The sequence below is a fragment of the Flavobacterium sp. YO12 genome (genome assembly GCF_004119495.1).
Classification (GTDB): Bacteria; Bacteroidota; Bacteroidia; order Flavobacteriales; family Flavobacteriaceae; genus Flavobacterium.
Window position 1 is genome coordinate 126,411 of record NZ_NRQU01000001.1, and the last position, 11,836, is coordinate 138,246.

The 11,836-nt window shown below is 35.8% G+C and carries 10 protein-coding genes and 1 pseudogene; 7 read left to right on the forward strand and 4 right to left on the reverse strand.

Features of this window, described 5'->3' with window-relative positions:
* The first annotated feature begins 315 nt into the window (after positions 1-315).
* Both BOW55_RS00560 and BOW55_RS00565 read left to right on the forward strand, forming a co-directional pair.
* The gene (locus tag BOW55_RS00560; protein WP_012025079.1) at positions 316-639 is read left to right on the forward strand and encodes a DUF6660 family protein; all 324 of its coding nucleotides are present in this window, start codon (positions 316-318) and stop codon (positions 637-639) included.
* 73 nt (positions 640-712) lie between these two features.
* Positions 713-2,892: pseudogene (locus tag BOW55_RS00565) on the forward strand (TonB-dependent receptor plug domain-containing protein).
* A gap of 88 nt (positions 2,893-2,980) precedes the next feature.
* On the opposite strand, the gene BOW55_RS00570 reads toward BOW55_RS00565, so the two are convergent.
* Entirely contained in the window at positions 2,981-3,646 is a 666-nt protein-coding gene (locus BOW55_RS00570) for an IS6 family transposase (RefSeq protein WP_129022526.1), read from the reverse strand.
* 59 nt (positions 3,647-3,705) lie between these two features.
* Between BOW55_RS00570 and BOW55_RS21630 the strand changes: the two genes are divergently transcribed.
* Positions 3,706-3,894, forward strand: coding sequence for an IS3 family transposase (locus BOW55_RS21630; RefSeq protein WP_223706186.1), 189 nt, complete (start codon positions 3,706-3,708; stop codon positions 3,892-3,894).
* A 374-nt stretch (positions 3,895-4,268) separates the two neighbouring features.
* Here BOW55_RS21630 and BOW55_RS00580 read toward each other — a convergent pair whose 3' ends face one another.
* Complete coding sequence (locus BOW55_RS00580; protein WP_129022527.1) at positions 4,269-5,474, reverse strand: hypothetical protein; 1,206 nt, start codon at positions 5,472-5,474, stop codon at positions 4,269-4,271.
* Between the two features lie 347 nt (positions 5,475-5,821).
* Here BOW55_RS00580 and BOW55_RS00585 point away from each other — a divergent pair, with 347 nt between their 5' ends.
* The 4 genes from BOW55_RS00585 (at position 5,822) to BOW55_RS00605 (ending at position 9,175) form a co-directional block, all read left to right on the forward strand.
* A complete protein-coding gene (locus BOW55_RS00585) occupies positions 5,822-6,106 on the forward strand; it encodes a hypothetical protein (protein WP_129022528.1) in 285 nt (94 codons plus the stop codon).
* Positions 6,107-6,462: 356 nt separating this feature from the next.
* Positions 6,463-6,720 (forward strand): MFS transporter, encoded by a 258-nt coding sequence (locus tag BOW55_RS00595; protein ID WP_206733576.1) that lies wholly within the window; start codon positions 6,463-6,465, stop codon positions 6,718-6,720.
* Between the two features lie 500 nt (positions 6,721-7,220).
* Complete coding sequence (locus tag BOW55_RS00600; RefSeq protein ID WP_129022529.1) at positions 7,221-7,979, forward strand: AraC family transcriptional regulator; 759 nt, start codon at positions 7,221-7,223, stop codon at positions 7,977-7,979.
* Positions 7,980-8,011: 32 nt separating this feature from the next.
* Positions 8,012-9,175, forward strand: a complete 1,164-nt coding sequence (locus tag BOW55_RS00605) for an NAD(P)/FAD-dependent oxidoreductase (protein WP_129022530.1) — start codon at positions 8,012-8,014, stop codon at positions 9,173-9,175.
* Between the two features lie 604 nt (positions 9,176-9,779).
* On the opposite strand, the gene BOW55_RS21170 is transcribed toward BOW55_RS00605, so the two are convergent.
* A complete protein-coding gene (locus BOW55_RS21170) occupies positions 9,780-10,895 on the reverse strand; it encodes a hypothetical protein (RefSeq protein WP_241686432.1) in 1,116 nt (371 codons plus the stop codon).
* Positions 10,896-11,050: 155 nt separating this feature from the next.
* Positions 11,051-11,683 (reverse strand): hypothetical protein, encoded by a 633-nt coding sequence (locus BOW55_RS21175; protein ID WP_241686433.1) that lies wholly within the window; start codon positions 11,681-11,683, stop codon positions 11,051-11,053.
* Between the last annotated feature and the right edge of the window lie 153 nt (positions 11,684-11,836).

Consider the following 11,836-nt stretch of genomic DNA (forward strand, 5'->3'; position numbering starts at 1 on the left):
AAGCTAATTTCTTTAAATCGTTCATAAAATGATTTGTAAATTGTGAACTAAACGTCACTTCTTAAAAAAACGTTAATTCCGAGGAATTAGCGTTTTTTTATGCTTTTAAATTGTATTTAACCAGACTTTTACCTATAAATATATATGGTTTGAATATTTTAAAAGGTGACTTGACAGAATACAAACCACTTTAATCCTTGTTATATAAGACTAGCACAATAATTTTATATTTATATTAACAAAAAAACAGAAAACTTAGCCGAAAGAAAAACAATTACATGAAATTACTAAGTAAAATATTTATAATTTTGACGCGTGAAAATATGGGTAACAATATTATCGTTCATTGTACTGTTTCTTTCGACAGTACCTTGCTCTGCGTTTGCTAAACACTCTGAGTGTAGAGTGGAAAAAAACTGCAAGGGTGAGTCTCATGACTGCGGTGATGAATGCAATGGAAAATGTTCGCCATTTTATTCCTGTGGAACCTGTATTGGTTTTACAATAAACTTTAATTCTTCAATTATTACCGAAAAATTAGAATTCACAATTGAAGAAGCTTCACAGACACTATCATACTATAAATTTGTCGATTCTTCTTTCATCTGCAAAATCTGGCAGCCTCCTAAAATTTCTTAATAAAATACCGCTTTTACCTGCTTAACTTCAATTAAGCGGGCTTATCACCTTTATTAACATTAAGAAATCACAAATGTTTAAATATATTTTATTGATTGTGGCAATAGCATCTATTGGCACTGTACAGGCACAGAATAAAATCACATTCCATATAAAAAATACATCAACCAATGAACCTGTAAAAGGTGCTTCAGCTAAAATTGAAGAAACCAATGAAGTTTTGTCATCAGATAATAATGGTAACATCATTATCGAAAACCTTAAAAATGGAGACTACACATTATCGATCTCAATAGAGGGTTATGCTCCCAATAAAACACTTTTTAAAGTGCCTGCAGCTGTCAATTTTAAGAAATTGCATTGCAAAGTGAAATGGAAGAAGAAGCCGAAGAAATGAAAGAAATAGTGGTAACTTCTACAAGAGGTACAAGAACAATCAGCAATATTCCAACCAGAGTTGAGTTTATAGCAGGAGAAGAACTTGAAGAAAAAGCAAATATGAAACCGGGGGATATCCGTATGATGCTTAATGAAAGTACCGGAATCCAGACCCAGCAGACTTCAGCTACTTCTGGAAATTCTTCAATCAGAATTCAGGGACTAGACGGACGATATACACAAATCTTAAAAGATGGTTTTCCTGTATACTCAGGTGCATCAAGCGGACTGGGATTGCTGCAGACTCCTCCGTTAGATTTAAAACAGGTTGAGATAATTAAAGGTTCTGCCTCTACCCTTTACGGAGGTGGTGCAATTGCAGGTTTGGTTAATCTTGTATCTAAAACCCCTACCGAAGAAAGAGAATTGCGATTTCTAATTAATGGGACTTCCGCTCTTGGTTTGAATATTAATGGTTTTTATTCCCAGCAGTTTGATAAAATTGGATTGACTGTTTTTGCATCTCATGACCGAAACGCTCCTTATGACCCTGCTGATATACAGCTTACTGCGATTCCAAAATTCGAACGCTTTAATTTTAATCCAAAACTTTTTGTCAATTTTAATGAAAACACTAAACTAAATTTTGGCATTAATACAGTTTTTGAAAATCGTATCGGCGGGAATATTGACTATATAAAAGACGAAAATAAATACCCTGACAGTTATTTCGAAAAAAATAAAACGCAGAGAATAAGCACTCAGTTCACCCTTACTCATAAATTTAATGATCAGGAATCTATTACCATTAAAAACAGTTTTAATAATTTCAGCCGCATTATAACTATTCCTGACTATATTTTTGATGGCCTGCAGAACAGTACTTTCTCAGAAATCAGCTATTCTAAAAATGGAGAAATTGCAGAATGGGTTGCTGGTGGAAATTTATATACTGACAAGTTTACTGAAAACAGCCAGACAGCTTTTCCATTAAGAAACTATAATCAGATCACTTATGGTGCTTTTGTTCAGAATACCGTCAAAGCTAAAGAATGGCTGGATATCGAGACTGGTCTTCGAGGTGATTATGTTGTTGATTACGGATTCTCATTATTACCTAGAATCTCAGCTTTATTTAAAATTAATTCCAAACTTACTTCACGACTTGGTGGCGGTTTAGGCTACAAAACACCAACTATTTTTACCGAAGAAAGCGAGCGTATTCAATATCAAAATGTACTCCCTATTAATAGTGATTTCAATAAACTTGAAAAAAGTTACGGACTTAACTTTGATGTGAATTATAAAACTAAAATTACCGAAGATATTTCATTATCATTGAATCAATTATTCTTTTATACAAATGTTGATAATCCACTGATTTTAACTTCGCTTCCTAATGACCTTTACCAATTTGTAAATATTAATGGATATTTAGATACAAAAGGAACAGAAACAAATGTGAAATTAGGCTATAAAGATTTTAAACTATTTGTTGGGTACACTTTTGCTGATGCTTCGATAGACAACAATGGCATAAAATCTCAAAATCCTTTAACTGCTAAACACAGATTAAATAATGTTTTGATGTATGAAGTCGAAGATAAATGGAAAGCTGGTTTAGAAGCTTATTATTACAGTCCTCAAAAGTTAAGTGATGGTACAACTGGAAGGGAATATTGGATTTTCGGCTTCATGGTAGAAAAGCTTTGGGAAAATTTTTCAATTTTTGCCAATTTTGAAAATTTTACTGATACCAGACAGACAAAATTTGGAAGTATCTACACAGGACCAATTTCAAATCCTGTTTTCAAAGATATTTATGCACCGTTAGACGGATTTGTTGTAAATGCAGGTATTAAGATTAAAATATAGTCTTATGAAAAAAAGTATATATAATATAAGAAAAATGGTTCTGTCGCATCTGTCAGAATCAAATATAAAAATTGAAGTAATTTAAAAGTTAGCCCGCCAATTTACAGAATGATTTAAACATAGTCATCCCTGGTCTAACCATTTGATTCTTTCTCAGCATATGCACAACTTCAATTCCGCTCAATGTTCGTCTTGCCGATTCAAAACTTTTAAAGCCTAACCCATTTTGTATCCTCCATTTTATAAATCGATGGTCCTGTTCGACAATATTGTTGAGATATTTACACTGCCGGATTTTAATCTTTGTGAATGAACGTTTGTTATAGACTTTGATAGCGGCAGTATTAGAACCGCTTTTATCAATGTTTACTACTCTTGGTCTGTAGTTATTACTAATTGCTTTAATTAGAAATGACTGCGCACTCATTCTTTGTCTTTTTCTGGTCAAAAGAAAATCAACCGTATTGCCTAATTTATCTACTGCCCTATATAAATAACACCAAATACCTTTTACTTTGATGTAGGTCTCATCCAATCTCCAACTCTCCCCCACTCTGCCTTTTCTCTTCTTCATTTCTGCCTCAAGCAAAGGTGCAAACTTGTAAACCCAACGCTGAATCGTCGCATGATCCACAATGACTCCTCTAATCTTCATTAGTTCTTCAACATCACGGTAACTAAGTGTAAATCTTAGCTTGAAATATACTGCCTGAAGAATTATGTATTTTGGATAACAATGACCTTTAGTATTCATCTTTTGATCGGTTTAAAATTCTAAAGATAAAAGTTATTCCCAGATGCGACAGAACCACTATCTATCATAAGTACAAAAAGCGTTACGGTTCCAAACGTATTGCTGCAGAACTCCAATTTATGGGATATAAAATATCATCCACGACAGTCTACAAATACATGCACGAACTGGATCTGCCTGTCAAGACAAAAAAAATTAAAGGAAATCCGGCATATCAAATATCTGTAAGGAATCTGAGCGGGCATTGAATTTTATCAGCAGTGCAACATCCCTATAGCGAATGCGTTTATCACATGTGCCCCTCAAGCCGAAAGCTGCAAAAGAAAGAAAGAAAGAAAGAAAGAAAGAAAGAAAGAAAGAAAAGAACACGTTCAAAAAAAACAATGTTCTTTCCTTGTGCAGCAAAATCGCAGTAATTAAAGCGGCGGCAAAAACAGTATAACGCATAACATAATCAGGCCGTAAATGGCAAACAGCACAAAAAGCTCTCTTTTATGCCGTCGCCTAATCTGAGCCAGTCTTGCTTTGAGTGCAGCCTTTTCTGACGCAATAATATCAAGGTATCTGTCTGGCATGTCTACAAAAATCTAAAAATGCATATACATTTATCGGTCCCATTTTTCTAAAATCCAGGCAGCACCTGAACACCGACCACCACTTTGCTGCTTCTGATTTTCTCATCGCTTCCGAAAGCATTCACTATTGCCGATATTCGGAACTGGTTGAGCATCGTCACTCCTGCTATTATCTTCCCGTTGAGAAATGGCTTTTCGTTATGGAGTCCCAGATTATTATAAAATTCATTTGTTCCTACGGTATAATTTGCATTTCCCTGCAGAAAAAAATTGAACTTCTTATTATCGGAAGAAATACCAAGATAGGCATTCAGCCCAGCTGTGCCATTTCCTGTAGACGTATTGACATTGCTGCTAAATCCTTCCAGATCCATCGCTCCTCTTAAATTGGCATATCCATAAAATGTGATCTGGTCACCGTTATTCTGGTTTGTTGTAAAAACTGGCAGGATTACGTCGAGATAAAAGTTGCCCCCTCCGTTTATCAGGCGGCTGAAAGCTTCCTGTTCGGTTTTCTTCTTTGTCTGTTCATCTGGCGCTTCTTGCGTATCGGCGCTCTTGCTGTTGGAAATCGAAAGCACACTGCCAAAGGATACGCGCAGCGCCCACATATTATCTGTTACCACTTCTGTCTGTACTGCGGAAGCATCACTGTTGGCGTTTAAGGCAAAAGAGTTCAGCAGTATGGTTTTATCAGTCTTATTGCTGTACATATCGTGAAAAAACTTTTTACGGTTAATTTTTTTCCATGAAGGAAAAAACCATGGAAATTTACCGAAAGCAGCCACTGTTTCATCCCTTTCAATCTCAAGGGCCGCTATTTCCTTTCTCTTTTTTGCTATCAGATTGTAAATGGAATCTATCTGTCCAAGCGTAAGCTTGTCGCTTTTCAGGCCTTGGGCGTATACATTATTGATGGTATCCCTTTTCTGATTGATCAATTTATTGAAAAGTTCGCTATAATCTTTTTTCGCATCTACATTTCCGTAAATCTGAAGGGCATTAATCAGATCGGTGTTTACCTGTTTTTCGGCTGTGATGGCGGCTATTTTATTTATGTCTTTCTCATTCTTAGCTTCCGCGTCCAGCGCATCATTTTTTGCCTTCAATGTTTCTACCTTATCATCAATTTTTTTGGTGTAGGAATCGCTGAAATAAGACACGCGCTGTGCTTCATTAATGGAAGGTGTCTGGGCCTGCAGCTTTAAAGCAAAGCAGATGAGAAGTACAGCAGAAATGTAATTTTTTCTCATGTTATTTTGGTTATTTAAGGGTTACTTGCTCGTAGTATTATGCATTAGTCCATAAGGAGCTATAGCACTGGTTTACAGTTCAAATATATACTTTTAAGATAATGATTCAACGAGTATTTATACGTATTTTTGTACTAAAAAAAAGAAAAAAAACATTTATTTTTATTCAAAGCGGCAAAGTCTGCCGGATCCCAAATACAAAAAACAAAACATTCCGATTTACAGAGTGCAAAATCATCACTAAAAAAATCTATCTTGGCAGAAGCAGCATCAAAAAACAGAAAATGAAACCTAAATTGAACCAGAAGGCATAATTTTACGTATATTTAAAATAAAGACTCCGCATCATGGGAACCTCATCTATTATACAAGAAATCCTTCAAATTCTTTCTGTCAGATATGGGATGAGCTGTTCTCTGGAAGAACTGTCACAATTAATTGGCCCGGCCGTTGACACCTCCAAGCAAACCTCGAGCGGCAATCCGGCTGAAAAGGAAAAACAGGCATTAATACTGGAAACTCTCATCCTGCTCCACGATCGAGGTTTAATCTTTTTAGATTCCGCTACAGACAGAAGCGTGATTACAATAAAAGGACTGCTTAAAATCCATAATAGTATTTTATGCAATTAACTTCAGAATGATGCAGCTGCCCAGCTCATTTTCCTTTAATTGGAATGAAACGCTACGCGGTCAACCCTTCTTTTTTTACCACCAGATTGAGCCTCATGGTCATTGACAATAGAAGAACGAAAGGTTTTGAGCTCGATCTTACAGTCGGGATTATCTGCGACCATCCCCACAAATTTACCTGACCTTAAAGACGGAATCTTCGATGGCGGCACTGCGGCTTTGAGCTGTCTGGGTACGGCTGCCAGCCTTATGATTATGATAACGAAACATTGGGCACATTTCTGCTTCCATTTGCATTTCAATATACCGGCAGTTCACTGCTCAGCATTTCAATTGTGGTGGGATTTTGGGGTATTATGTATGGACCATGCTTCCTAATTGGCGTCGGCCATATGGTATCGGCTGCATCTGATGCAAAAGAATTTGCGAACAGTCTTCAGACTTCGTTTGGAAATCTTGGTGTTTCCCTAGGTACTTCTATAGACGGGTGGTTTATTAATCATTACGGAATATCAATTACGCCATGGATTGGTCTGGCTTTCGGTGCACTGGCTGTAATTGTAATTTTTTGGAGAGCCTCGCTGGATAGAGCTATTAAAGCTGAGTACCTTTAAGATTTGTAAAAAATATTATTCAAAATTGAAGTCTTTGAAGACCGCATTTTTTTGAGAAAAGTGTATATAATTTGATTCTTTTGTATAGCATACTCAGGATGGACTTGATTCTATTTTTAAACAAATGCTTAAGCCACATCTAAACCAAATCACCAAAACCACTGAAAGACAAATATCTACATATAATAAGCCAATTTCTTCAAATCATCCAAAAAAATGTTGAATTTATCCCGTCGGTCACTTAAAGAGACAACTATATAATAGTTGTCTCTTTTTTTATGCACTAATGTGTAGATTTTTTAAGCCTTTTGTTGTCCAACTGAGGATAAAAATTGATTCATTTCTTAACTATCATTTTGTTCTTATACAATCCCATTTTATTCTAAAAACTTATTTAAAACCATGGGGTCTAGATTTAATACTTTTCTATTCTTTCAAATTTTATTTATTAGAATTTTAAAACCGATTTCATTATTTTTATTTCTCAAATAACAAAAAAAATGGCTGGCGATTTCATAACATACAGAAAAATTGAAGCAGACCAATCGATTGCAGATTTTGTTGAATGCTTTTGGATGGCTGAAAATTCCAGCGGAATTGAAAAAGAAGTTATTGTTATGCCTGATGCCAGTTTTGACCTGATTCTCTCACAAGATCAGGATGAACCGTTTCAAATTTGCTTACTTGGACTTGGGACATCTTATGATAAAAGAAAAGTGGATGGAAATACCAAAATGTACTTTATCAGTTTCAAACTTATTTCGGCTGAATACTTATTTAATAGATCCATCGCAGATCTTATAAATGAATTTGAATTAATGCCCAATAATTTCTGGAGTTTTGGAAAAAATGACTTAACAGATTTTGATACTTTCTGTCTTAAAGCGACTAATATTATAAAACAATTAATTCCAAAAGACATCGATAACAGAAAGAAAAAACTTTTTGAATTAATTTATGCATCAAATGGTGAGATCTCAGTTGCCGAATTAGCTGAAAAATCTTTCTTGACCAGCAGACAAATCAATCGCTATTTTACCAAATATTTTGGAATCTCATTAAAAGTTTATTGTCGATATCTTAGATTCAAGGAATCATTCGAGCAGATAAAAAATGGAGAGCTTTTCCCTAAACTGGATTTTTCTGATCAGGCACATTTCAGCAGAGAAGTAAAAAAAATATCCGGAGTCAATCCCAGAGAATTGTATAGAAATCAGAATGACCGATTTATTCAAGTTTCTGCCATCCCTGATAAATAATTTTGTGCTGTAAATATTAAAAATACAGCATTATGTTATTGAAAGATAAAAAAGTAGCCATTATAGGCGGCGGGCCGGTAGGATTAACAACTGCAAAAATTCTTCATCAGAAAGGAATTGATGTAACAATATATGAAAGAGATTTGAATGCCCAATCAAGAGTATCTTGGGGAACACTTGATATTCACATAACTACAGGACAGATCGCTTTAGAAAAAGCGGGCATACTTGAAATTTTCTATCAGAATTCAAGACCTATAGGGGAACGTCAATTAGATACGCAGGGAAATGTACTGGAAGAAAACCTGCCAACAGAAGAAAATCAGCATGAAAAACCTGAAATAGACAGAAACGATTTTAGACGAATTTTTCTTGAAAATCTGCATCCAGATACTGTGGTTTGGGACTCACAATTGATAGACATTACTAAGAAAAAAGATCAATATAATTTAAATTTTAAAAACGGAACAAAAGCAACTGCCGATTTTGTAATTGTAGCCAATGGAGGCAGCAGTAATGCCAGAAAATTTGTTACCGACATCGAACCTAGATACACAGGTACATTTATTATACAGGGAGAGGTTTTAGACCCCCTTAAAAGCTGTCCAAGTTTTAAAAAACTCTGCGGTAATGAAAATACTGGGACGGGTGCTGAAGGCAAGTTTTTTTATACTCAAACAAAATCAAAAGGTGCTCTAAATTATTTTATCTCTTTTCGTGCAGATGAAAATTGGGCCGAACAAAACAATATAATTTTTTCCCAGCCAGAGTCTGTAAAAGAATATTTAAACAAAATTACCAAAAACTGGCATCCAACCTTTAAGGAATTATTTGACGCCACAGATAACTTCACAGGTCTTCCTATGCGAAGAATGTACCTGGACCAGCCATGGAAAAGCCAAAGCGATATTACATTAATTGGTGATGCAGCGCACCTGATGCCTCCGTTTGCAGGTATTGGCGTAAATATAGGCTTATTAGACGCTCTTCATTTAAGCACGAATCTTACTGAATGCAATTTTCCAGACACATTATCAGCTGTTAGAGATTATGAGCAAAAAATGTATGTTTACGCTCATGAAGCCCAGCAGCAAACTGCTATGGCTGAAGAAATGATTCATTATGATGACGAAGAAAATGAAGATGAAAGGAAACGAGCCAAAGAAGAATGGGACAATAAACTGAGAGGCAGGTAATCAACATATAACCCCTACAGGACATACAAACCGCTCTTGAATAAAAATTCAAAATAATTATCTTACAAATTCACCTGAAAATAAGCTAATTTCTTTAAATCATTCATGAAATGGTTTGTAAATTGTTCAGTAAGGTCACATAAGGAGACAGCTAGCAAATAGTTGTCTCTTTTTTTATACACAAACTTATAGATTTATCAAGCCTTCACAGCCTAATATCTGTGGTTCGATTTTTTCACAAGAAATTCTTAGCCTGTTTGAAATAAACAGTCTTAAAGTGTTGCTATTAGAGATTTAATCGAATCTCGAGCATGGTTCGAAATCCCGTTAAGGATATAGATATTTTTCTCTACTGCTTTATCGTATTTTTTTGATACTAAATATAGTAATTTTAAAATAATTTTAGCTTGCTTCTCACCTACCCTGAATTTCCTTTTTGAAAATACAGCAAACTAAATAGGCAAATTATCCGTATTTTAATAAAATTTAGAAAATATTCTATAATACCAGTTAACAACAAAAACTTTACCTATTTTACCAAAAAAAGACGGTATATGAATTACCTAAACCGCCTATTTATCTTCTATTAATTAAGATACGAAATTTACTGAGCTCTAATGAAAGTCTTCTTTTCTGCTCCAACTCCTGTAATTGTTACTTTTTTCCAATTTTTAGGCAATACTGATTTGACTTGTTTAATACCTCCGCCTGCATCTATATCCAAACCTCCGAATCCCATCATAACTGCCTGCAGAACACCCCCGGCACCTGTTGCAAAATAAGGGTTTGTTCCGCCCTTGCATTCTGCAATGACCCTAAAGGGAGGATTTAGATTTGGCTGATAGGCATCTTTAAACCAATGATAAGCCTGATCGCTGTCTCCTAAACGGCTGTACAGCAATGAAAATATGGCTTGTGTCATAGCTGGTGTATCGGAATGGGGTATTTTAGTTTCATAGAATTTTAAATCCTTTTCTATTTGATTTCTGTCAGTTATAATCTGCAATGGATATGCCAGCAGATTGACGTCGGCCTGCTTAATATTCTGATCTGAATAGCTGTCGTGTTCCCGCGTCACACCGTTGCTCATTTTTGAAATAGGAATTTTTGTAGCGATCAGATTCCATTCCTTTGGAGCTGTACCGCCCAAAACAGCTGCGCATTTAGATGCATACTGCAGATTTCTGATAGCTGTTCCGTTCGTATAAGCATTATTGTCAATATTCTCAGCCCATTCATCTGCTGCAACAACATTCTTTATTTCATACTCACCTTTATCATTCTTCTCTACTCGGCTCGCCCAAAATTCTGCAGTTGCTTTTAATATCGGCCATCCTTTTTCTTTCAGCCATTCCTTGTCCCCCGTAACCAGGTAATACTGCCAGGCCGCAATAGCAACATCTCCCGTGATATGATGTTCAAATGCTCCCGTTAAAGCATTGACTGGAGTTTCTTCAGATCCTGAATCTGCACTTTCCCAAGGATACATTGCGCCGTCATAACCATATAACGCAGCTTTTTTACGTGCGGCATCCAATCTCTGAAAACGATACTCAATCATGCTTTTAGCTATGTCAGGATGAAGCAATAGCATCGGAGGAAACATCCAGATTTCGGTATCCCAAAACACATGTCCGTTATATCCCAGCCCGCTAAGTCCCATTGGAGATGGAGAAAGGGATGTGTTTTTTCGTGTGAAGGAATAGAGGTGATAAAGCATGCTTCTTACGTCCTGCTGGGCCTGGGGATCACCCTCTATTTGTATATCGCTCTGCCATAAGGTATTCCATTCCTGCATATGCCTGTTTAAAAGCCTTGACTTTCCTTCTAAGGCTGCATAAATAGTCAACCTTTCTGCTTCATTATAAGGATCATTTATATGATCTGATGATATAAGGCTGCTATCAAAGCAAAAGAATAGGTCTGGCCCGCTTTTAGTTTTTTGTCAAATGACATGGCATGCATATCAGCGTCATTCATTCTATGCAGAATCTCAGGCTGCTGCTTTTTTCCTTCATCAAACAGAAATGTATTTGAAACAGCTATTTTAGATCTTCCTCTCGGCGTATAGGCGACAGAAGTCAATAATGGTATATTGATATGGGCATTTGTAATATTCTGAAAATAATTCTGCTGATTATTAAGTGACGAAGGAGTCTCCAAAAGATTCTCCACGTTGATATCCACATCTTTTTGTGTATTTACACTGACTACCATCATCACGCAATGCGGAAGATGTCGCAAAGCATAGTATGAATAAGTTACAGAAGCAAAATCCTTAAATTGAAAAGAACCGGTGAAAGCTCCATTGCGCATATCCAATTCCTGTTTATAATTATTAATATTATAGGTCTGCACAGATTCACCATTAAAAGCCAGTCTTATATTCAGCAGATTGTAATTTGGAATGAAACTGCTAACCCTGCCGCGCTTGTAGATATCGTAAGTTCCTGCCAATACGACTTCTTTCACCTTTAAAGGCTCTGGCGATGAGATGATTCCGATCATGCCATTGGCCACCGTTTCTCCATAATAATTATTGGAATCCGGTTTATCAGCCGAAAGCTTCCATGGATCCTGGCTATACAGATAATTGCTGCCATATAGCATCAAAAAAAGAAAACAAGATTAAATATGTATTTTTTCATCTTAGATAAGTTT

Excerpts from the sequence above, each read along its gene's own strand:
- BOW55_RS00605 (WP_129022530.1), top strand. The coding sequence starts at position 8,012 with ATGTTATTGAAAGATAAAAAAGTAGCCATTATAGGCGGCGGGCCGGTA.
- BOW55_RS21170 (WP_241686432.1), bottom strand. The coding sequence starts at position 10,895 with ATGCTTTATCACCTCTATTCCTTCACACGAAAAAACACATCCCTTTCT.
- BOW55_RS00580 (WP_129022527.1), bottom strand. The coding sequence starts at position 5,474 with ATGAGAAAAAATTACATTTCTGCTGTACTTCTCATCTGCTTTGCTTTA.
- BOW55_RS00570 (WP_129022526.1), bottom strand. The coding sequence starts at position 3,646 with ATGAATACTAAAGGTCATTGTTATCCAAAATACATAATTCTTCAGGCA.
- BOW55_RS00600 (WP_129022529.1), top strand. The coding sequence starts at position 7,221 with ATGGCTGGCGATTTCATAACATACAGAAAAATTGAAGCAGACCAATCG.
- BOW55_RS21175 (WP_241686433.1), bottom strand. The coding sequence starts at position 11,683 with ATGATCGGAATCATCTCATCGCCAGAGCCTTTAAAGGTGAAAGAAGTC.
- BOW55_RS00585 (WP_129022528.1), top strand. The coding sequence starts at position 5,822 with ATGGGAACCTCATCTATTATACAAGAAATCCTTCAAATTCTTTCTGTC.
- BOW55_RS00595 (WP_206733576.1), top strand. The coding sequence starts at position 6,463 with ATGTATGGACCATGCTTCCTAATTGGCGTCGGCCATATGGTATCGGCT.